Here is a 21,126-nt window from a genome sequence, read left to right on the forward strand (position 1 = left end):
CGGAACGCTCTGTTTGCATTTCAGACGAAAGCAGCATCAGAGCGCCGCCTTCACCTGCTTGATATAAAAGAACCGCACAATGACAAAATAAACAACCTGAATCAGGAAAAACACGCCCAGCACGGCGGCCGACTCGCGGAACAGCGAATAGGCGAACATATTCGACATGGCCGTGAGCGCAACGGCACCGTGAATCAATGCGACGACAATCGGCGCAAAGAAGAGCAGCGAAATCTGCCGGGTGAGCACACGGGTCAGCTCTTTTTCACTCAGGCCCAGCTTGGAAACAGAACGGAATTTCTCTTTATCACCGTCCAAATCGCTGTACAGCCGGAAGTACAGAAAGCTGCCAGCCGAAACAAAAAACACGATGCCGACGAACAGACCGATAAACAGCATCGGAGCATATCCGCGAATGACGGCCATCATCTGATAGTCTTTGGCGAAGAACAAGTAGTTGTCAGAGGGCGGGAGCTGCTCCGCCAGTCTTTCGCCCGCTTCAATCGCACCAGGCTGTCCTGCAGCCCCAATCCAGACATGCATTTGGCGTATGTCATCAGGCTGGCCGAGCCGCGCATAAGCCTGATCTGTCAGTACAAGCGAAGCTTTGTTTTCAGGCAGTATGGTGGACAGCACCTGCCGGTCCGCCTGAATCGTGACACCGGATGCCAGCCGGTATTCGGAATTGGTCTGCGGTTCAGACATGAGTCCGCCGGAAATCCAATACCCCGCCACAGCAGCTTCTCCATCCTTCAATTGAATTTCTTCCGCCTGCAACGGACCTGCCAGCCGATTGTATTCGGATTGGCTGATGATCAGAACAGGCTGTTTATCACCTTCAACCTGATAATAGGTTAAGGCTGCTTCCATCGGGACGGCTTGCACGTTTGCCCTGGATAATTCTTCATGAATCATTTGCACCTGCTCATCTGCTTCCGTATCGGACGCTGTAGATTTTAGGCTAATCAGATAAGGGTTACTGTCCATCATAGGCTCGAGCAGAATCGTTCTGGCTCCGTACAGGGAGCCGATGGAGCAGAAGGCGACCGTCGAGATAATGGAGACCAGGAAAAACGTACGCGCATTGTCCTTCATTCGGTAAGCGAGGTCGGATAGCAGCAGCATATTGGTTTTCCGCCAGAAGATGGATTCGCGCTCCTTCAGCAGCCGGATGATATAAACGCTGAGCTGGGTAAACAGCAGATAAGTTGCGACACTTACCATAATGACCACGGGAATCAACAGTATGACGACCATGATCCCTTTAGCCATCAGGGACAACGTATAACTGACCGCCAGAAGCAGCACCACGATCAGCGAGAGCGCGACAGACGCTTTCGGTTCTCCCTTGGATATTTTGCTTCCTTTGATCAAAGTGACCAGCTTTCCGCTCCGCAGCACGGCAGAAATAAAGAATGAGATCAGAATGAACAAGATCAAAAACGAAATAATCGTGACTGCAATCGCTTTAAGCGGAAAATAAAAAGCGAGCCGGTCCCCGATGTGCAGCACATTTTCGCCCAGCAGCAGCACGGCTTTGGCGAATACAAGCCCCAGTCCGATCCCGCCCACGGTGGCTGCCGAGCCGATCATCATGTTTTCGAGAAAAACCATCCAACGGAGCTGGCCGATGGACATGCCCTGCAGCATCAGCAGCCCGAATTCCCGTTTGCGTGACTGCAGGAAGGCGCTCATCGAGTAGAGCACAAAGAAGAAGGAGAACACAAAAATAATCCACTTCGAGGTATCCAGTGCCATGGCCGCATCGCTGCGTACTTTTCCGGGTCCGAGCATGGGGTGATAGGCAAAGATGGAAAAGGTGAAAAACACCATCACCGTAAACAGGCTGCTCAGAAAATAAGCGGCATAAAGCCTTTTGTTGCGGGAGACGTTGTTAAACGCGAACTGGCGAAATGTCATTGCCGTGCCCCCCTAACAGTGACAAGGTGTCGATGATTTTCTGGAAAAAGGTTTGCCGGTTGTCGCCCCGGTTGATCTCGGTATACAATCTGCCGTCACGGATGAAAATGACCCGGTGACAGTAGCTGGCCGCTACCGCGTCATGCGTAACCAGCATCATGGTGGCCCGCTGCTCGGCGTTGATTTTCTCCAGCAGTTGCATCACGTCCTTGGCAGCCTTGGAGTCCAGATTGCCGGTCGGTTCATCTGCAAGCACGAGTTTGGGAGAGTGAATCATCGCCCTGGCAATTGCAGCCCGCTGCGCCTGCCCGCCGGATATTTCGTAGGTGCGTTTTTTCATAATGTCTGTAATGCCCAGCTTTTCGGCAATCGCCTGTGCCCGGACCTTCATTTCCTTAACCCCTTTGCCGTCCAAAGTCAGGGGCAGGACAATGTTCTCCTCGACCGTCAGGGTATGCAGGAGATTGAAGTCCTGAAAGACAAAACCCAGCTCACGACGGCGGAATCGGGCCAGCTCGTTTTTGGGAAGCTTGGTGATATTGCGGCCGTCGATCAGAATCTCGCCGGTGGTCGGTTCGTCAATGGTCGCGATCAGATTGAGCAGGGTCGTTTTACCGCTGCCGGACGGGCCCATAATGCCCACAAACTCTCCGTCCTCAATCGTAAAACTGATGTCAGTCAACGCGCGATAGGCTATTTTGCCTTCATAAATTTTAGATACCTGGTTCACATTCAGCATGTGCAGTTCTCCCTTCAAAATGCCTTCCTCATCTGTGACCAGTATAGTCCGGCGCTCGAAGCGCCATCTATCGATTTCCCTTTCACTTTGCTTACATGCATGTAAGGTTCGGGTCTGGACGGAGCTGATAGGAGGCAAAAGTAATCCGTACTGTCGTGCCTAACCCCACCTGTGATTCGAGCTCAATCCGGTGGCCAAGGCGGTTTGCCGCTTCTTTGACAAGATAAAGCCCCATTCCTGTCGATTCCCGGAATCCCCGGCCATTATCCCCCGTAAAAAACGGATCGAATACCCGCTTGATATCCGAGGCGGGAATGCCGACTCCACGGTCGCTGATTTCAATGACGGCTTCGTTTTCGCGCGAATAAGAGCAGATCGTCACTTTTTCCCCTGAGCCTGCGGAGTATTTCACGGCATTGATGACGATCTGGGAAATCATGAAGAACAGCCATTTCTCATCCGACTCGGCGGTGATGTCCGGCTCGCCCGTGATGACCTCCGGGTAGACCTGATTGCGGATGAACAGCCGTTTGTTATCATTCAGCACCTCGCTGATCATTTTGGAGAGCCGTACCGCCTTCACATGAAAATCCTGCTCGAAGGTGCGCAGCCGTGCCATGTACAGTACGGTATTGAGGCCGCCGCGTAACTGTTCAAGCTCTTCACGAATGCTGGCAAACTCCGGCTCGTCCACATTTTGCACGGTAAGCTCGATGACCGACAGCGGTGTTTTCATCTGATGAACCCACTGATCCATAAAGGTCAGATGCTGCTCCTGCTCCCGCCTGGCCTGGATCAACTGTTCCTGATAATGCCGATACTGCTCGCGTAACAGCTCCTGCAGCGCCTCGGCTACAGGGGCGGCTTCCATTTTCTCAAAAGAAGCATCCAGGGATTCAAGGGGCGCATTCAACCGCTGAAAATAGCGGCGGCGGCTGAAGTAGTGATAGGCCAGGTAACAGCCGAGCAGAAAGAAACCCAGAAAAGCCGAGTATAACGCAGGCTTCAACTGGCGGTAACCGTCCAGCCAATAGATAGAGAGCATCAAGGCGAACTGTACAATCTGCACGACAATGAGCAGGGAATGCTCGCGGAAGAACAGCCTCACAGGCCCGCCTCCCCGTTCCAGGTAACGTGCAGCTTGTAGCCTGTTCCCCGGACGGTTTCAACCGCGTCTTCAACGCCCAGCTCCTGCAGCTTTTTGCGCACCCGTGTTATGTTGACATTCAACGTATTCTCGTCCACATAGGACTGGTCATCCCACAGCTTCTCCAGCAGGGCATCCCGGCTCGATACCCGTGGATAGCGCTCCATCAGGCTTTCCATAATATCCGCTTCTTTCCTGGTGAGCGTGACCTGTGCGGTTCCCAGCTTGAGCTCCAGCCTTTCCGGCAGCAACATAAGGCCCTCTACCTGCAGCACTCTCTCCTGATGACCTGAGGCGTATTCGCCGTATGCCCGCCGGAGCTGGCTGCGGATTTTGGCCATTACCACTCCGTAGTTAAAAGGTTTGGTGATATAATCATCGCCACCGTTTTCCAAGGCCATAATCTGATCCATCTCGCCTGCGCGTGCCGAAATGAACAGCACCGGGCAGGTGGAGGTCAGGCGGATTTGGCGGCACCAATAGTATCCGTCGTAGCTAGGCAAGTTGATGTCCAGCAGCACAAGGTCGGGCTTATGTTGTTGGAACTCCTCCATCACTTGGCTGAAGTCGCATACGCGATGGACATCGTAGCCATATTTGACGATATAAGATTCCAGAAGCTCCGCGAGCTTCGGATCATCTTCCACGATCATAATTTGCTGCATAAGGCATACTCTCCCTGCATAAAATTTTTCTTAAAATTTCTCCTTGAAAACAGGTGACACAGCATGTACTATACATAGAGTATTTTACGAAATATTTCATCCAATTTCATAGAAACTCATATAATCTTGGGAATAAGGCCCAAAAGTTTCTACCGGACGACCACTGTAATTGTCTGACTATGAGTGAACTTGCATACCGTGCGCATTCCAATCGGATTGATGGCGGAGGCTTTTTGGGGTACTGGACCGAACGTTAGATCCCAAGCCCGGAAGGACAGGTTTCACTTGAGAGAAACAGCTCAAGGAACCTGTCCTTTTTTTAATTTCTGTAACAAGAGATGGAAAAAGAGATGAAAAAAACAAGGGAGTGGTACGGGGATATGAAAAAGCTTGAGGAACGCATCCGGCGCGAAGGGGAGATTTTATCTGCTACAGTGCTGAAGGTGGATTCATTTTTGAATCATCAGGTGGATACGGGGCTTGCGCTGGAGATTGGGCGGGAGTTCGGACGAATCTTCGCTGATGAACGGATTACGAAGGTGCTTACGATCGAAGCAAGCGGCATTCAGTTTGCGATGGCTGCGGGCATTGCGCTGGGTGTGCCGTTTGTCTATGCCAAGAAGAAAAAAGCCGTGACCCAGGGAGATGACGTGTATTCGGCTGAGGTGTACTCGTTTACGAAGAGGGAGACCTACCAGGTCAGCATCTCCCGCAAGTATATTGGACCGGGGGACCGTGTGCTGATTGTGGACGACTTCCTGGCTACAGGCGCGGCGCTTGTCGGGCTGGCGGATATCGTGGCAGAGTCGGGTGCGGAGCTGGCCGGGGTTGGCTGTGTGATTGAAAAAAGCTTCCAGGAAGGCCGGGGCCTTTTGGAGGAGAGAGGCATTCGTGTGCAATCTCTTGCGCGGATCGCCTCCATGTCGCCGGGACAGGTGCAGTTTATAGACGAAGAGTCTTTAGTTCATTAATCCATTTTCGAGGAGACGGTTGTATGTTAAGCAAACCTAAAGTTTTCGCCCTCGGCTTTCAGCATGTCATGGCCATGTATGCCGGTGCGATTGCCGTACCGTTCATTGTTGGAGGGGCGCTGGGATTAACGGAAACACAAATCGCTTATCTCATTGCGGCTGATTTGTTTACCTGCGGTCTTGCGACCCTGCTGCAAGTTTTGCGGATCAAATATTTCGGCAGTGGCCTGCCGGTCGTTCTGGGCTGTACATTTACCGCCGTGGGTCCGATCATCGCTATCGCTTCGACCTCCAATCTGGCAACGGCGTACGGCGCGATTATATTATCCGGTCTGTTTGTCGTGCTGTTTGCGCCGCTATATGGCAAGCTGCTCCGTTTCTTCCCGACGGTGGTAACGGGAACAGTTGTTACGATTATCGGCCTTACCCTGATTCCAGTTGCGATGAACAATGCAGCGGGCGGCCAGGGAAGCTCGGATTTTGGAGCTCCGCACAACCTGCTGCTGGCCTTGATTACGCTGGTTATCATTTTGTTGTTGAACCGTTGGGGCAAAGGCTTCATGCGTATCGTGTCCGTGTTGGTCGGACTGGCTGTAGGAACGGCAATTGGTTATTTTATGGGAATCGTTGATTTCTCAGGTGTGGGCCAGGCGTCCGTGTTCAGCATTGCTCAGCCGTTTTACTTTGGTATGCCTGAGTTCAGCATCGTCGCCGTGCTTACCATGATTATCGTGAATATTGTCAGCATGGTCGAGTCCACGGGTGTCTATCTGGCCGTTGGCAGAGCAACAGACCAGAAGGTGGAGCAGCAGCAAATTGTGAACGGGCTTCGTTCCGAGGGAGCGGCCATCGTGCTGGGCGGTATTTTTAATGCATTTCCTTATACAGCATTTTCGCAAAATGTAGGGCTTATTACGCTCACCCGCGTGAAGACGCGCAATGTGATCTTTGCGGCGGGAGCCATTATGGTGGTGCTCGGCCTGCTGCCAAAGCTGGCGGCGCTCACGACCGTCATTCCGAACGCGGTGCTCGGCGGCGCCATGATCGTGATGTTCGGCTCGGTCGCCGCCTCGGGCGTCTCTATTCTCTCTGAAGTCGATTTGCGTAAGGAAGGCAATCTCCTGATTGTGGCCTGCAGTATCGCCGTAGGTCTGGGTTCAGCAGCCGTACCACAGATGTTCGATATGCTGCCGGAATGGAGTAAAATGCTGCTGCAGAGCGGCATCGTAACCGGCTCGCTGACAGCGGTCATCCTGAATCTGATCTTCTCGGCACGCAGCAGCATTTCCAAACAGCCGGGATCGGATCTTCCGGCACCGCATGCTCCCCAGGAAACATAATAAGTCTTTTGACATCTTTTTCCTACCCGCAGGCTTCCCAGACCAAGACGGGCTATTCGTCGATCTTCGGAACAATCGGCCAGGGGCATCAGCAGTAACAACCCGGCCCCTGTCAAAGGAGCAGGGTCAAGTTTCCCTGCACTCGACCTTTTTTTGCGCAGTAAGAAATCGCTGTGGATTGGCGGTTTCTTACTGTTATTTTTATGTTTGGGGACGCACGGAGCGCCTCGCAACATGAAAAAGTTCCGGGTCCTGCTTTATACTGGGCCAAGGTCCAGCCTTCAATCCGGCCGCTGGTCCGTTTGCCCGTCCCGAAGAAGAACATATAATGGCCTCAATGATGAGTTGGGGTGATAAAAATGTACTTTTATAAAAAGAGAATGCATGAAGATCATAGTTTATATGTACTGCTGACACATACGGGAACACAATTTACGACACTGATCCGGCAGTTTACCGCTGCTCCCTATAATCATGCGTCGCTGGCGCTGGATGCCGGGTTAAACGAAATGTTCAGCTTTGGCCGCAAGCAAGTGGCCTACCCGTGGGTGGCCGGGTTTGTGCAAGAGGATGTGTACGAGGGGACCTACAGCCGTTATCCGGACACCGAGTGCATCCTGCTCCGCATCAAGGTGACCCGGGACATCATGGAGAGAGTGACTGAGACCATCGATGATTTCAGGCTTCATCAGCACAGATACAGGTACAATCTTATGGGGCTGCTGGGCGTCTTGCTCCACAGGAGCATCGAACCGGATGATGCTTACTTTTGCTCCCAGTTTGTTGCGGAAGTCTTCAAGCAGAGCGGCTGCCCTTTGTGGGAGCGGCCGTCAGGATTGGTCACGCCAAATGATTTTCTGGTCCATCCCGCATTTGACTACGTGTATCAAGGGCCGCTGTATGACTACCCACTGCTCGACCGGAGCAGGCTTGTACAACAACGGCTTGCGGAGGAAGAGTGGGGATATCCGGCGGAGATGCCGGGGGTGTCAGGGCATGGCTATTATCCGGATGTGCGTACAGAGCCCGTTTAACCGTAAAAGAGTACAGGCAGTTCCTGATATTTTCCTCTGCAGATGATATACTCTAAAAGTTGGGGTTTTATAGAGGAGCTATCGGAAGGAACTGATCCATATGAAAAACATACTGTTTATCAGTACAGGAGGAACGATTTCCTCATCCTATCAAGAGCATGGCCTTACACCTACACAGTCTGCGGAAGGCATATTGGCCGAGATTCCGGAGCTGCGGGAGATTTGTCACATTGATGCTTACAATCTGATGAGCATTGACAGCACGAATACACAGCCGGAGGATTGGGCAATAATGGCGCGGATGGTGCATAAATCTCTGGATAAGTACGACGGGATTGTGATTGCGCATGGGACGGATACGATGGCATATACGGCTTCGGCGCTCAGCTTTATGCTCGGCACACTGCACAAGCCCGTGGTGCTCACAGGTTCGCAGGTATCCATTCTGGCTGAAAACAGCGATTCCAAGAAAAATGTGATCGATGCTTTTCTGACAGCCTGTGGAGAAGTTGCGGGAGTATTCGTTGTCTTCAACGGCAAAATCATTAACGGCAGCCGCTCGTCCAAGGTCAGAACACGCAGTTATAATGCTTTTGAAAGCATCAACTATCCATATATCGGTCTGGTCGAGGACGGGAAGGTGAAGTATACAGAAGGGCTTATGCCTTCGGTACAGGTCAACCATTCGTATAACGATAGCTATTGTGCCGAAGTGTTCCTGCTGCGGCTGATACCGGGCACCAACCCCGGGATATTCGATGCCATTCAATCCTTGGGCTACAAGGGGATTGTCATTGAAGGTTTTGGACTTGGCGGTGTACCGTTCAAGGAAAGAAGCCTGATCGATAAAATTGAACAGCTTATGAAGGATGGCATCACCATCGCCGTTACGACACAGTGTCCTTACGAGGGCGGGGATCTGACCATCTATGAGGTGGGGCAAAAGGTGCTGGAAAAGGGCGTTATCCCCGGATACGATATGACTACGGAAGCGCTGGTGACCAAGATGATGTGGGCGCTGGGGCAGGCGGCTGATTCGGCGGAAGCGGCGCGGATCATGGGCACCAATTATGTAAATGAGGTTACGATTCCTGCGGATCAGCAGTGATTAGCAGCAATTTGAATATGTAATAAAAGAAACGCCGCCGGGCTTCCGGCGGCGTTCTCCCTTTATAAAGACGCTGGCGGGAACCAGACATGTCTGAGATCGACCCATCCCTGGCTGTTGAAGGTCACACCTCGTACGGAAGGCAGGTAGGCGGTCTGAACTGGTCGTTCATAAAGGATGTGCAGATGGTTTTCGCGGATCAGCAGCGTCTCCAGCTTCGCCAGCCCCTCCGCTCTGGCCTGTTCGTCCGGTTCGCTTCCTATTTTCCGCAGCAGTTTTTCGATATCAATGCGCGTATGTGGTTCGACATGCTCCGCGGCTGTCAAATACAAATCAAAGAGGCGAAGCTGCTCATCCCGGTCGCGGATGAGCGAGAACAGAATCAGGTCCGACTGCAGCCGGACTTCCCCCTTGAAATCCTCGACCGGCACCGATGCTATGCCGCATGTATAGCCTGCCTGCTCCAACTGTGCGGCGATCAGGTTCGCATCCTGTCGGTACTGCGGAATTGTGGCAATTTGCAGGGATGGTGCTCCGCTTTCTGCCTTTTCGGCTGCGCTTGAGGCAGGAGGACCAGCGTCCCCACGCAGGCAGGCTATGATGCGGGCCCGCACCTCCGGATTGCGGAGCGGTCCGGCTTTTTGTGTATTACAGGTGACGAACTTGCGCACGGTGACATCCGAGTGGATCTGGCTCCAGGCTCCCGCCTCTGCGGAAGCGGGATTGTGGACCACGTGGAAGGGGGACGAAGAATCCTCGGAATGCTCGGCCGACTCCCAGGGAACGTGGATGATTTCGACACGATCCAGATGGGGCCGGCCCTGAAAGTAATGGGAGAACACCTCCAGGCAGCAGAGACTCTCGCTCATTTCCGTCAGTCTGAAGGGTCCCGTACCGACAGGCTTCAGACCGAACTGCTGCTCTCCCAATTGATCCAGGTCCTTCGGAACGATGGCCGCCCTGCTGGTGCAGAGGAAGGGCAGAAACAGCTCGTTTGCTTCCTTCAGCTCCATGATCACGGTGAGAGGATTAAGGGCCCTGACCGATTGGATTTGGCGGAACATAAAGCTGTACAGCGTTCTTTGCGAGGTTCGCATCAACCGCTCAAAGGTGTAGACGACATCCTCGGCTGTAAGCATTTTGCCATGATGAAACAGCACTTCTTTGCGCAAATAGAAGGTCCAACCGGTACGTTCGGCGTTCACCTCCCAGGCGTGGGCCAGGCCCGGAATAATCCGCTGGGTTTGGCTATCTCTCCGGACCAGCCCGTCAAAAACATGACTCGATACAAAGGATTCAGCCAGCAGATTCATATACAACGGGTCTACGGTGTACAGCTTCTGCCTAACCGGCAGGCGCAGCGTATCGATCTGCCGGTTGCGGCGAATTTCCGAATGGCCGCCAAAGTAGGACATGATCCACCCCTGCAGACGATCCTGCAGGCTGGCGGACGGCGCATACGTATGAATTTGGTCCATCGCTCTCCGGATGTCGCGCCGGTTGATGGCCTGCATCATGGATTTTGCCGCGATTTCCTCCGGCTTGACCAGAAATTCCAGCAGTGAGCGACTGCCCCGTCCCCGCCGCGGCGTCCAGCGGACCCAGCCATGCTGTGTCATTTTATTAATAATGCTGAGTGCGTTGCGATGCGTGCAGTCAAAGGTTACAGCAAGCTCATCCATGGTTACGGAAATTTCATCGCTTTCCCCGTATTGTGCCCGCAGACGCAGAAATTGGTTGTACAGCTTCATCGTTTGATCGGCTCCTAAAATAGGAAGTTTGTCATCTTATTTCTTCTCTTTATCTTCTTATTTTATCACCTAGAATAGGGTGTAGAAAATACTGGAGGTCATGTTTCATGCTTGATAAACTGCTGCAGAGCCCCAAACGTCCGCTTTATGCGCTAGCTGGAGCCCTTTTACTGGCGGTCATTCATCAGTATCTGTTTTATGGACATCTCCCGGGTCTGTCGTATCCGCTATTTACGGTGTGTTTGTACGTATTTATGTTTGTGTACGCCAAGGACCGGATGCGTGAATTCACCTGGTTCGGCTGGCTGTTGTTTACTTCGGTCATGCTTCTGTCCCTGACTTATGTACTGTTTTATAATCCGCTTTTTTATGCACTCAATCTGCTCGTTATTCCATGTCTGGTGTCTGTACATATGGCCTACAAGTTCAGCGGAAGACGGCTGGATTGGGCCGATATCCGGCTGCTGTGGGATACGATCGATCATCTGATCCCCCAAAACCTGCGGCATGCCGGTACGCTGTTTCGCGTGCTGAAGAACATTACCGGTCGCCGGTTGGAGGAGGGTCACAAGAGGGTTCTTGTCCAGATTCTGATCGGTCTGCTCGTGGCAGTGCCACTGGTGACGATTGTAGTGGCACTGCTGGCCTCGGCCGACGGCATGTTCGATCATATGCTTGCCAGTGTTCCTTCCTGGCTGGGAAGTCATTTAACCTTCGGAGAAGGCGGTGTACGCCTGGTCTGGGTTGTAGTGCTCTGTCTGCTGTTCTTCGGATATCTGTGGGGGTTCGTGGACTCCAGGCCGTATTCCACGGAGCTTAAAACAGGGGATACAACGGATGACAGGCTTGAACAGAAGCTGGGTGAATGGGCGGAGGAGGCGGTAAGCGTCAAGCTTGCTCCGGTGATTACAGCAACCATACTGGTGACGATGAATGTGGTGTATCTGCTGTTTGTTTATACCCAGTTTGCTTATCTCTTCGGGGCGAGCGAAGGTGTATTGCCGGACGGGCTTTCTTACGCGGAGTATGCGAGAAGCGGCTTTGCTCAGCTGATCATGGTGACGGCTATCAATTTTGTCCTGATGCTGGTTGTACTGCTGCTCGGAGAACAGGCCCCCGGCCGGCTGCACCGCTGGAATCAGGGGATGCTGTATGTATTGGTTGCGTGCTCGGGAATCATGCTGTATTCCGCGTATATCCGGCTTGTCATGTACGAAGAAACCTATGGTTATACGTATACCCGCTTTCTTGTGCATGCTTTTATGATCTTCCTGGGGCTATTGCTCCTGATCGCTGCGCTGCGCATTCATATTACCCGGATTCCGCTGGCAAAATGTTATGTCGTGCTCGGTTTATGCGCATATGTGCTTATCAATTATATTGGAATGGATACCATCATTGCCGACCGGAACATTGAACGTTACCGTGTGAGCGGCAATATGGATGTCTACTATCTCCAGGGCCTGTCGGCGGATGCGGTTCCACGCCTGATTGAATTTGCCCGGAACGAGTATCCGGAGCTGAATGCCCATCTGCAGGAGCGTTTTGCCGGAATGGACAGCATCCATGTACCGTGGCAGTCCTTCAATCTGGCGGAGTATCGTGCGCAAAAGGCTCTTGAAGACTATTTTAGGGATCAGTAAATACGCGTTCCGCTGTTTCAAATGAAAGAGGGATGCCCCAAAGGTCCACTTGACCTAGGGCATCCCTTTCATATGTCATGAGGCGGTTGGCATAAGGCGCTCCGGGCGCGAGCCATTTCCTTCAATCACTGCTGCCCCTGCTGCAATTATTCAACCAGAGGACGAAGCAACTCTTGACCGTTCATGTAAGGCCGCAGCGCCTGCGGAATGCGAATTGAGCCATCCTCTTTCTGATGGTTTTCCAGCAGGGGGATCAGGATGCGCGGGGAGGCGACGGCCGTGTTATTGAGCGTATAGCAATAGACGAGCCTGCCTTCCGCATCCCGGTAGCGGATGTTGGAGCGGCGGGCCTGAAAGTCCAGCAACTGCGAAGACGAGTGCGTTTCACCGTAAGCGCCGCGGCTTGGCATCCAGGTTTCGATATCCTGCTGTTTGTAGGTTTTCTGCGACATGTCTCCGGCACAGACAGCCATAACCCGATAGGGCAGCTCAAGCAGCTGCAGCAGCTCTTCCGCATGCCCTGTAATTTCCTCGAACATCTTCTCCGATGTCTCCAGGCTGGCCTCGCACAGTATGACCTGCTCGACCTTGGCAAATTGATGAACACGGTACAGGCCGTGCACGTCTCGTCCCGCCGAGCCTGCTTCGCTGCGGAAGCAGACCGAGACAGCGGCCAGCCTTATTGGCTCGGCAACGTCGATGACCTCATTGCTGTAATAAGCAACGAGTGGAACCTCGGAGGTTCCCGCCAGCCATTGGTCCTCACCCTCGATCCGGTAGGTCTGCTCTTCGCCGAGCGGGAAAAATCCGGTATTCATCATGGCCGTTGTCCGCACCATGAGCGGAACCTCAAGCAGCCGAAACCCTCTGGCGAGCAGAAGATCGACTGCCAGCTGCTGAACGGCCCGATGCAGCAGCACGCCGCTGCCGGTGAGATAGTAGCTGCGTGTTCCGGCTGTTTTGACGCCGCGTGTGATGTCGATCATCTGGTGGAGCCGGCCGAGCGCAATATGATCCTTGGACTCAAATTCGAATTGGGGAGGTTCACCTACGCGCTTCACCATCACGTTATCCTCATCCGAGCTGCCAGCAGGTGTGTCGGGCGAGACGATATTGGGGATGAGCAGTATGCGCTCCCGACACTGTGCTTCCGCCTCCTGGTATGCTTCCTGCAGCCGATCTAGCGCCGTATGAATCTCCTTAGCCTGCTGACGGGTTTGCTCTATAGCCCTGCTGTCCTTTTCCCGCATAAGGGCCGCGATCTCGCCGCTCAGCCTGTTGCGCTGCTGCCGAAGTGCATCTATCTCCTGCAGCAGCTGCCGTCTCCGGTCGTCCCACTCGAATAATTCCGTTACGGAAACCTTGATTTTTTTCTGATCCGCCGCTGATTGTACTTCTTCCTGATGTTGTCTGATCCATTTGATATCGAGCATGGCACCGCACTCCTTCACAGTAGAATTGGTATTGCGAAATGCAAAAAAGCGCCCTCATCCACATGGGACGAGGAGCGCTCTGATCTCGCGGTGCCACCCAAATTGACCGGACAGGCAATCTGTCCAATCCACTTTAGTCCGCTGTAACGGGCGGGTCCGGTTAACTTAGGGAGATTTCCGTTCGCTGCGGGATCTCCTTGACGAAAACGCCTCCGAGTTGGATGCTCTTCATAGGCATGATCGGTTGTGTTTTTGGATATTATACGCAGATCAGGGGAAACAATCAAGTATGGAGCTGAAAAATTTGTTCAAAGGATTGCTGCTGCATAATTGAGAAAATTATTCCCAGAGTGTACAAATCATAAATTTGTATCTATGACGCGGATTTCACAAACTTTCTTGCTGACCTGCTGTGTGAGCTAGTATATAATGAACTAAATTTGAGTTTGAAATAGGGGGATATGAATGGGTTTTCAGCAAGATAAACAGTTGTCTGCGAAAGGAGAGCGCTTCTCCTCCGCCGGGTTTATATTGGCGGCGATCGGCAGTTCAGTAGGATTAGGGAATATGTGGAAGTTCCCTTACATCACAGGACTATACGGAGGAGCGGCCTTCTTCCTGATCTTTATCATATGTTTGATAGCGGTAGGGCTGCCGGTTCTTCTGGCTGAGCTGGCCATCGGACGCAGCGGGCGGGGCAGCGCAGCTTCATCCTTCGTCAAAGCCGGCGGGGGCAAGATTTGGGAGCGACTGGGGCTGCTTCAGATCATCGCACCTTCCATGATTCTGTCTTTTTATGTGATTGTAGCAGGCTGGACGCTTCATTATGCCATTCTTGCATTCAGCGGCAGATTGTTTGTGAATAACGACTTTGCCGGTCAGTTTGGCACCTTTGTGTCCGGACCTATGGTGATTGTATGGCAGGCGATTGCCATGCTCATTACGGTTTGGGTTGTCATCCGTGGCATTTCAGGAGGTATCGAGAAGTTTAACAAGGTTCTCATTCCCGGCCTGGTTGTACTGTTGATTGTATTGATGATTCGCGCCGTAACCCTTCCGGGCGCCGGTGCAGGGGTTTCCTTTTTTCTGAACCCCGACTTTTCGAAGCTTACCGCGGAATCCGCGCTGGTTGCTTTGGGACATGCCTTTTTCTCGCTGTCCCTGGGTATGGGAATCTTGATTACGTACGGGGCTTATGTGGACAAACGCCAATCGCTGGGGACGGCTACGCTGGCCATCGGCGCAGGCGACCTGATCTATGCGTTGATTGCCGGCCTGATTATTTTCCCGACGGCGTTCTCCTTTGGCATTGATCCTGGACAAGGACCTTCGCTCGTATTTATTGCCCTGCCTGCGGCATTTTCAGAAATGCCTCTGGGCTGGTTGTTCGGAGGATTGTTTTTCATTCTGCTGGCGATTGCCGCGTTGACCTCTGCTGTATCGATTCTGGAGGTTCCTGTAGCTTATGCCAAAGAGCGCTGGAATTGGAGCCGTTCCCGCTCCGTGTGGACGATGGCGCTGATCTGCTTCATCCTCGGTATCCCTTCCGCGCTCTCGCTTGGAATGGTGCCTGCATTGACCTTTGGCGGCAAGGCATTCTTTGACTGGATGGACTTTATCGCCTCCAACATTCTGCTTCCGCTGGGTGGCCTGCTTACCACACTCTTTGCAGGCTACTTCTGGAAGAAGGCGGCGGATGCGGCGGGTCTGACCGCTGCGTGGTTCCGCATCTGGCTCTTCATGCTGCGTTACGTAGCGCCTGTACTGATGCTGCTCGTGCTGTTGTATTCGGCAGGGGTCATCAAGTTTTAATCTCTGGGGGCTACATGGGCATACCCCAATTTACAACCGAAAGGACCTCAAATTCCACTGCATAGTGGAGATTGAGGTCCTTTTTTTCGAAGAAATTCAGTTCAAGGTGGGGAACGAGAAATCAAAAATTGACTTTTGAAACAGCCTCTTTTTACGTTGCAAGTATGATTGGAAATGCAGATGAATATACTACATAGTGTACATTATGTACATACTCTTGTACAATGGAGGCGAGGAGGGATGATTATGCAAACCGTTCTTAACGCTACAGAAGTAAGAGCAAATTTTGGCGGGTTTATTGATACCATTGTCAGAGATAAGCCTCAAGCGATCAAGCGGAACAGAGATGTCATAATGGCATTCTCGAAACAACAAATGAAGGAACTGCTGTCCGTGTATGAGTTGACCTTTGAATATGAACAAGATGAGGATGGTCGATATGCCGGCTCAATAGAGCAAATCGATGATATTGCAGCAGACGCCGAGACACTAGAAGAACTCAAATATGAATTGTCCAGGAACTTGGTTGAATATGCGATAGATTATGAAGCCAATTACTCGCGTTACTACAATACCCCCAATCGACACAAACATGCCCCGTACATTCTACGTGTACTATTGGAAGATGATATTGAGTCAGTAGCACGAATGTTCCATGCCTAGTTGGGGTGACTTGGAGAGCTTTTTAAGACGTGATGATTGGGTTTTGGTAAGACAGAATAACAGGGATAAGATATACGAAAAAACTCTGTCAAACGGAGAGATTTTAAGGACAGCGGTATCAAAGGGAACGGGAGAAATCGGTAAAGGCCTGTTTAATCGGATTTTAAAACAGCAGTTGAGAGTTGATAAAGAGTATTTTAATTCGAAAAAATAGAGTTAATGACGTAGTATCTGGTTCATCAACAGGCGTGAAAACTATGCTCTCTTAGATGCACAGCATGAGCCCCGGCCTTCGGGATAAAACTCCGCTGTGTTTAGTTCTTCAGGGGGCGGGTAATATATGAACGTGGCGCTAACCACACAAAAATTCAGAGGAGTGATAGAACATGGCACAAAACCAAGATGGCAAAATGAGTCGGGAAGAAGCAGGCCGAATGGGCGGTGAGGCCACTGCTCGGAATCACGACAAAGAATTTTATCAGGAAATCGGCCGCAAGGGCGGCGAAGCTACCGCGAACTCCCATGACAAGGAGTTTTACCAGGAGATCGGCGAAAAGGGCGGTGAGGCCACGTCCAAGTCCCATGGTAAAGAGTTTTATCAGGAGATCGGCCGTAGAGGCGGCGAATCACGCGGCAGTGACCGCTAAGTCCCGGCAAGGCATCATTATTGAATATCCGTGTAAATAGAGCAGAACCGCCGTATCGGCGGTTCTTTTCTTCTTTTTGCTTAAAGCTGTACGGCTTGCTCTTCGCCAGGCATTTTCTGCTCCGTCTCCGGCTGTTGAGAACCGATCCATTCCAGGAAAAGCTCATAATCCGCCTCCACCTGATCCGCATAGGCTGCGGACCACTGGGTAATATGGTGGCAGAAGGCGTCCCTGTCGGGGCCCATCACTCTGGCGATTTCATGTTCACTGTGATAGGACAAAATGCCGGCGGCAACATCCGCATCCGCCCGGGCATGCATTTTGGCGGTTAGGCGGCCCATCAAAGCCACAACCTGTTTCATATCGTCCGTACTTTCGATATTTTCGAGCTTCAATCTTTTTTTATACGGAGATCTCTCCCGAACATAGAAGTGGCGGTCATCAATCGTAAGGAAGCCGAGATATTCGTCGGCCTCGTGATGCATCGCCTGCTGTGTAGCCGTAACCCGCTTGCCCTGATGACCGAAGGACTGCCAGAAGGACTCGGAATACGGCATGAAGTATGCGGGTACGGGAACCCGGACCTCTTTAACCTCCAGCACGGTATCATCTGTGCCTTCCTTTTCCATCCCGCCCTCGATAAGCACATAAAAGCGGTCAAGGCCGATAGAGGCAGTGCCGGAGCCATGCTTGACGGCGATATCCTTGATGCTGTAGTGCTCTTCGCTGTGCTTTCTGTCTTCGACGGTGTTCAGATACAAGGGCCATGCCTTCTCCAGACTGGCCTGCTCCTCGTTGGTTGGCACAACCAGCTCCGTTGTTTCGAGAAAGACGCGCTCACTCTGCATAAAGGCGGTTACCTTTTCAAGAAAATGCTGTTGCTTGCGTTTTTCCAGCTTGCGGAGCAGCTTTTTGACCGGTCCTTTGGCCGAGTGCTGATCAACGGAAAATGCACCGGGATCGTCTTTGCCAGCCGAGAAGCGATGCATTTGTTTGTAATAGGCGCGCACATAGTCTGACACGCTCTGTATTTGTTCTTCCCTGCTGTACCCCAGCTGTCTTCCAACCAGCGCTATGCTGACAGACATCCGCAGCAGATCGTACAGATAGGAACCGACATAGCCTTCATCAAAATCGTTGACATCATAGACGATCTGTCCCGACTCGTTCCGGAATGCCCCGAAATTTTCAAAGTGAAGATCCCCTTGTATCCAGGTAGGACGGTCGGCGGAGGTATGATAAGGGAAATACTGGCGGGTTGCATCGAAATAGAAGAGATAGGCGCTACCTCTATAGAAGGAAAAAGCGCTCTGCGACATTTTCCGATACTTCTCCATTCGCTTGGACTCTTCCAGCTTCATAAGGGTGCCATCAAATTCATTAAAAACGGAATGCAGTAATTCCTTGCGCAGCTTCGCTCTTGTTTGTTGTACTCCTTCGGTTATAGCGGAAGTCATTCCCATACGGCATGCTCCTTCAGGACTTTTTTCTTATCATAGCTCCTTGCGGCGCCGGGTGCAAAGGTATTTTGGGCTGCTGTTTAATCTTGTACGTCTGGCCGTCGGGGTGGCCCTGAAGCTTCATACGCTTTCAGTATGGAATCCAGCAATCCCGGAAAACGGCCTTCCAGATCTTCCTCCCGCACTGAAACCAAGCGTTGTGTCCCTTGGCTGCGCGTGAACACCACTCCTGCCTCGCGCAGTGTTCTGATGTGATGGGATAAGGTGGATTTGGCAATCGGCACCTCGAAGAAATTGCACGGGTTTTCGCCATATTGGCGAAGCAGAGAAACAATGTATAACCGAATCGGATCGCTCAGTGCGTATAACACGGAAGAAAGCTCAATCTCCTCCCGGCCCGGATGATACAGCACTTTCATCTGATTATCCCCTTTTGAAAAAAAATGTAATTCAAAATCACTAATTGCATTTTAATGGATGCCATGCTATATTTCAAATGTTCGATTATAATCGAACTAAGAAAATATAAAGAGTGGGTGAAATCAAATGAAGGCAGCATCAACCGATGTTACCTCATCCCTCCCTGCAGAGGGTGATTTAAAAAAGGAAAGTGTGCTGACGCTGCTGCTCGGGCTTGCCGTTGTTCTGGCCATCATGAATACGTCCATGTTCAATTTGGCTTTGCCCGAAATAGGCGCTGCGTTCGGACTCGAGGATTCGGTCGCTTCCCTTATCGTAACGAGTTATTCCATTATGTTCGCCATTTCTTCCATTACATACAGTCGGCTTTCCGATTTTGTACCGCTCAGGCGCCTGCTTGTAATCGGTTTGCTTACCTTGGGCATTGCCGCATTGGGCGGGCTGTTCAGCACAAGCTTCTGGTTCCTGCTGGCTATGCGCGTTCTTCAAGCGGCTGGAGCCGGAGCGGTGATTTCACTCTCTATGGTGTTGTTCACCCGCTATATCCCTATTGAACGGCGCGGCAAAGCCATGGCTTTCATTATGTCAGCCGTTTCCCTGGGTCTTGGTCTTGGTCCGGTTGCCGGCGGCGCCATTGTTGATTACTTCGGCTGGAGGTATCTGTTTGTGATCACCGCAATCAGCCTGGTGCTTGTTCCGTTCTTCTACCGTTCTATCCCGAAGGAAGAGCCAACGCGTGGTGTTTTTGATACGCTGGGGGCCATCTTTATCGCTGTGGGCACGACCGGTGTACTGCTGTTCCTGACCAGCCATTCCTGGCTTGCGCTTGCGGCGGGAGTTCTGGGCCTTGTTCTGTTTATTCTGCGCATCCGCTTTGCTTCAGAGCCGTTTGTCCAACCGGCCCTGTTCGCCAATGCTTCTTATACGGCTTTATCATTGGTAGGTATTCTTTCGTATTTGTGCAGCTTTGCAACCTTATTTCTCATTCCGCAAATTCTGGTACATCGCTTTGACTTCACCGCGAGCCAGGCCGGCTTTGTGATTTTTCCCGGCTCCTTGCTTGCCATTGTCGCTTCCCGCAAGGTCGGTTCCATTATCGACCGGCATGGCAATTCGGCGATTCTGCGCTACGCGCCGCTGATGGTGCTCAGCGCAACGATTCTGTTCGCTTTGTTTGCCGGGAATTCCTGGCTTTCCATTGTGTTTATCTATCTGCTGAACAGCCTGGGCTTCACCATGCTGTCAAGCAGCGTATCCAACGAGATTTCCCGGATTCTTCCCAATGCACAGGTTGGCTCCGGTATGGGTCTCTTCCAGCTGCTGCAATTTTTTAGCGGCGCATTCAGCGTAGCTATCGCATCGAGCGCCATGGAATGGCAAAAAGGGCTTTCGCTCCCGGCCGCCTATTCCAACATTTTCTGGGGGCTTATGATCATGGCTTTGCTGTCCTTTATCTCGGCTTATGCCTATTTGCGCGGCGCCAGACTGCTGGTGGCCCAAAACAAATCCGGCTCGCTTGAAGTCTAACCGTACTCCGAAGCTTATGAGCATATAAGGTCGAGAATAGGGAGAAACTCGCTCCCGTTCTCGACCTTTTGCTTAATAGTGCGTGTTCAAAAAGTCAGGTTTTCAGCACCGAGAAGATTGGATGAAGCTAGGGACTGAGGAGCGGAGCGTACATGGGGTACGTGAGCACCGGAAGTCCCGGCTGAATTCAAGATTCGATGTCGAGTCCGCTTCCTGATTTACTTCGTGATCAAAAGATGACTTTTTGAACAACCTCTAATAGGAATAATTAGCCTTTATTTATCCCATCCTAAGTCTGCAACTGCATCTTCGCTAACCTTGCGTTGCACCGGAAGGCTGGCGCAGGCTCCTGTAATATGTTATGTTAATTTTATCCTGCGCCATCGGGATGTTATGATAAAGAAGCTGGCCAACGTCCTGTATGCATGATCGTTTGTCCAACAAGTCATAATGAGGAGTTGAAATGTAATGAGTGAGAAGGTGAATGAACTGGATCTTGTCCGGTTCATAGCGGAACAGACCAACATCGATTCCAATAGCATTAGGCTTGTACTTAAGCATGAGCAGGATTTTATTAACAATGCCCAGGCGGATGTTAATGGAGACGTTGAAATAGACGGAGATGAACTGGTGGATTACATTCTGAGCAGAACGGATGCCAATTTGGATGAAATCACCGTGGAGACGATTCTGGATACGGAAATGGACTTTTTCATGGACCGGGGCTATGCGGGCTATGAAGATTAAATAAACAAATATGCGGGCTCGCTCAAGGCTCTCCGAAATCTGGAGGGCTTTTTAGTTTCGAAATGCGAGGCCTGACTTCGCTGTCTTTAAACGGTACCC

Annotated in this window: 17 protein-coding genes, 1 pseudogene and 1 riboswitch; of the genes and pseudogenes, 10 read left to right on the plus strand and 8 right to left on the minus strand. The window is 51.7% G+C overall.

What is annotated here, in order from left to right:
- Window positions 1-36: 36 nt before the first annotated feature.
- The 4 genes from ACE41H_RS18290 to ACE41H_RS18305 form a co-directional block, all read right to left on the minus strand.
- A complete protein-coding gene (locus ACE41H_RS18290) occupies window positions 37-1,920 on the minus strand; it encodes an FtsX-like permease family protein (protein WP_375356978.1) in 1,884 nt (627 codons plus the stop codon).
- Window positions 1,895-2,659 carry an ABC transporter ATP-binding protein gene (locus ACE41H_RS18295; RefSeq protein WP_375356979.1) on the minus strand — a complete coding sequence of 255 codons (765 nt, stop codon included), beginning with the start codon at window positions 2,657-2,659 and terminating at the stop codon, window positions 1,895-1,897. The genes ACE41H_RS18290 and ACE41H_RS18295 overlap by 26 nt, the downstream gene beginning before the upstream one ends.
- A 91-nt stretch (window positions 2,660-2,750) precedes the next feature.
- Complete coding sequence (locus ACE41H_RS18300; protein ID WP_375356980.1) at window positions 2,751-3,767, minus strand: sensor histidine kinase; 1,017 nt, start codon at window positions 3,765-3,767, stop codon at window positions 2,751-2,753.
- Window positions 3,764-4,471, minus strand: coding sequence for a response regulator transcription factor (locus ACE41H_RS18305; protein ID WP_375356981.1), 708 nt, complete (start codon window positions 4,469-4,471; stop codon window positions 3,764-3,766). The genes ACE41H_RS18300 and ACE41H_RS18305 overlap by 4 nt, the downstream gene beginning before the upstream one ends.
- A 96-nt stretch (window positions 4,472-4,567) precedes the next feature.
- Window positions 4,568-4,671: riboswitch (purine riboswitch) on the plus strand.
- A gap of 180 nt (window positions 4,672-4,851) precedes the next feature.
- Here ACE41H_RS18305 and ACE41H_RS18310 point away from each other — a divergent pair.
- The 4 genes from ACE41H_RS18310 to ACE41H_RS18325 all read left to right on the plus strand — a co-directional run bounded on the left by ACE41H_RS18310 (window position 4,852) and on the right by ACE41H_RS18325 (window position 8,924).
- The gene (locus ACE41H_RS18310; protein ID WP_375357056.1) at window positions 4,852-5,442 is read left to right on the plus strand and encodes a xanthine phosphoribosyltransferase; all 591 of its coding nucleotides are present in this window, start codon (window positions 4,852-4,854) and stop codon (window positions 5,440-5,442) included.
- A 23-nt stretch (window positions 5,443-5,465) separates the two neighbouring features.
- Window positions 5,466-6,782: a nucleobase:cation symporter-2 family protein gene (locus tag ACE41H_RS18315; RefSeq protein WP_375356982.1), complete on the plus strand. Its 1,317-nt coding sequence runs from the start codon at window positions 5,466-5,468 to the stop codon at window positions 6,780-6,782.
- A gap of 359 nt (window positions 6,783-7,141) precedes the next feature.
- Window positions 7,142-7,816, plus strand: coding sequence for a hypothetical protein (locus tag ACE41H_RS18320; protein ID WP_375356983.1), 675 nt, complete (start codon window positions 7,142-7,144; stop codon window positions 7,814-7,816).
- Between the two features lie 100 nt (window positions 7,817-7,916).
- Window positions 7,917-8,924 carry an asparaginase gene (locus ACE41H_RS18325; RefSeq protein WP_375356984.1) on the plus strand — a complete coding sequence of 336 codons (1,008 nt, stop codon included), beginning with the start codon at window positions 7,917-7,919 and terminating at the stop codon, window positions 8,922-8,924.
- Between the two features lie 62 nt (window positions 8,925-8,986).
- Here ACE41H_RS18325 and ACE41H_RS18330 read toward each other — a convergent pair whose 3' ends face one another.
- Complete coding sequence (locus ACE41H_RS18330) at window positions 8,987-10,675, minus strand: ABC transporter substrate-binding protein (protein WP_375356986.1); 1,689 nt, start codon at window positions 10,673-10,675, stop codon at window positions 8,987-8,989.
- 107 nt (window positions 10,676-10,782) lie between these two features.
- Between ACE41H_RS18330 and ACE41H_RS18335 the strand changes: the two genes are divergently transcribed.
- A complete protein-coding gene (locus tag ACE41H_RS18335; RefSeq protein ID WP_375356988.1) occupies window positions 10,783-12,318 on the plus strand; it encodes a DUF4153 domain-containing protein in 1,536 nt (511 codons plus the stop codon).
- 146 nt (window positions 12,319-12,464) lie between these two features.
- Here ACE41H_RS18335 and serS read toward each other — a convergent pair whose 3' ends face one another.
- The gene (gene serS, locus ACE41H_RS18340; RefSeq protein ID WP_375356989.1) at window positions 12,465-13,751 is read right to left on the minus strand and encodes a serine--tRNA ligase; all 1,287 of its coding nucleotides are present in this window, start codon (window positions 13,749-13,751) and stop codon (window positions 12,465-12,467) included.
- Window positions 13,752-14,216: 465 nt separating this feature from the next.
- On the opposite strand from serS, the gene ACE41H_RS18345 reads away from it, so the two are divergent.
- The 3 genes and pseudogenes from ACE41H_RS18345 to ACE41H_RS18355 form a co-directional block, all read left to right on the plus strand.
- The gene (locus tag ACE41H_RS18345) at window positions 14,217-15,563 is read left to right on the plus strand and encodes a sodium-dependent transporter (RefSeq protein ID WP_375356990.1); all 1,347 of its coding nucleotides are present in this window, start codon (window positions 14,217-14,219) and stop codon (window positions 15,561-15,563) included.
- A gap of 246 nt (window positions 15,564-15,809) precedes the next feature.
- Window positions 15,810-16,226, plus strand: a complete 417-nt coding sequence (locus ACE41H_RS18350) for a RelB antitoxin-like protein (protein ID WP_375356991.1) — start codon at window positions 15,810-15,812, stop codon at window positions 16,224-16,226.
- Between the two features lie 386 nt (window positions 16,227-16,612).
- A pseudogene (locus ACE41H_RS18355) lies at window positions 16,613-16,855 on the plus strand (KGG domain-containing protein); the annotation flags it as partial.
- A 98-nt stretch (window positions 16,856-16,953) separates the two neighbouring features.
- Here the strand turns inward: ACE41H_RS18355 and ACE41H_RS18360 are convergent.
- Window positions 16,954-18,336 (minus strand): DUF2252 domain-containing protein, encoded by a 1,383-nt coding sequence (locus ACE41H_RS18360; protein ID WP_375356993.1) that lies wholly within the window; start codon window positions 18,334-18,336, stop codon window positions 16,954-16,956.
- Window positions 18,337-18,413: 77 nt separating this feature from the next.
- A complete protein-coding gene (locus ACE41H_RS18365; RefSeq protein WP_375356994.1) occupies window positions 18,414-18,752 on the minus strand; it encodes an ArsR/SmtB family transcription factor in 339 nt (112 codons plus the stop codon).
- Between the two features lie 127 nt (window positions 18,753-18,879).
- On the opposite strand from ACE41H_RS18365, the gene ACE41H_RS18370 reads away from it, so the two are divergent.
- Both ACE41H_RS18370 and ACE41H_RS18375 read left to right on the plus strand, forming a co-directional pair.
- Window positions 18,880-20,280 (plus strand): MFS transporter, encoded by a 1,401-nt coding sequence (locus ACE41H_RS18370; protein WP_375356995.1) that lies wholly within the window; start codon window positions 18,880-18,882, stop codon window positions 20,278-20,280.
- A 468-nt stretch (window positions 20,281-20,748) separates the two neighbouring features.
- Window positions 20,749-21,027, plus strand: coding sequence for a hypothetical protein (locus ACE41H_RS18375; RefSeq protein ID WP_375356997.1), 279 nt, complete (start codon window positions 20,749-20,751; stop codon window positions 21,025-21,027).
- The last annotated feature ends 99 nt before the right edge of the window (window positions 21,028-21,126 follow it).

Origin of the sequence: Paenibacillus enshidis (genome assembly GCF_042136365.1) — a bacterium.
Lineage (GTDB): Bacteria > Bacillota > Bacilli > Paenibacillales > Paenibacillaceae > Paenibacillus > Paenibacillus enshidis.

Coding starts and splice junctions, on each gene's coding strand:
- ACE41H_RS18330 (WP_375356986.1), bottom strand. CDS start 10,675: ATGAAGCTGTACAACCAATTTCTGCGTCTGCGGGCACAATACGGGGAA.
- ACE41H_RS18345 (WP_375356990.1), top strand. CDS start 14,217: ATGGGTTTTCAGCAAGATAAACAGTTGTCTGCGAAAGGAGAGCGCTTC.
- ACE41H_RS18295 (WP_375356979.1), bottom strand. CDS start 2,659: ATGCTGAATGTGAACCAGGTATCTAAAATTTATGAAGGCAAAATAGCC.
- ACE41H_RS18310 (WP_375357056.1), top strand. CDS start 4,852: ATGAAAAAGCTTGAGGAACGCATCCGGCGCGAAGGGGAGATTTTATCT.
- ACE41H_RS18350 (WP_375356991.1), top strand. CDS start 15,810: ATGCAAACCGTTCTTAACGCTACAGAAGTAAGAGCAAATTTTGGCGGG.
- serS (WP_375356989.1), bottom strand. CDS start 13,751: ATGCTCGATATCAAATGGATCAGACAACATCAGGAAGAAGTACAATCA.
- ACE41H_RS18370 (WP_375356995.1), top strand. CDS start 18,880: ATGAAGGCAGCATCAACCGATGTTACCTCATCCCTCCCTGCAGAGGGT.
- ACE41H_RS18325 (WP_375356984.1), top strand. CDS start 7,917: ATGAAAAACATACTGTTTATCAGTACAGGAGGAACGATTTCCTCATCC.
- ACE41H_RS18305 (WP_375356981.1), bottom strand. CDS start 4,471: ATGCAGCAAATTATGATCGTGGAAGATGATCCGAAGCTCGCGGAGCTT.
- ACE41H_RS18290 (WP_375356978.1), bottom strand. CDS start 1,920: ATGACATTTCGCCAGTTCGCGTTTAACAACGTCTCCCGCAACAAAAGG.
- ACE41H_RS18365 (WP_375356994.1), bottom strand. CDS start 18,752: ATGAAAGTGCTGTATCATCCGGGCCGGGAGGAGATTGAGCTTTCTTCC.
- ACE41H_RS18315 (WP_375356982.1), top strand. CDS start 5,466: ATGTTAAGCAAACCTAAAGTTTTCGCCCTCGGCTTTCAGCATGTCATG.
- ACE41H_RS18320 (WP_375356983.1), top strand. CDS start 7,142: ATGTACTTTTATAAAAAGAGAATGCATGAAGATCATAGTTTATATGTA.
- ACE41H_RS18360 (WP_375356993.1), bottom strand. CDS start 18,336: ATGGGAATGACTTCCGCTATAACCGAAGGAGTACAACAAACAAGAGCG.
- ACE41H_RS18375 (WP_375356997.1), top strand. CDS start 20,749: ATGAGTGAGAAGGTGAATGAACTGGATCTTGTCCGGTTCATAGCGGAA.
- ACE41H_RS18335 (WP_375356988.1), top strand. CDS start 10,783: ATGCTTGATAAACTGCTGCAGAGCCCCAAACGTCCGCTTTATGCGCTA.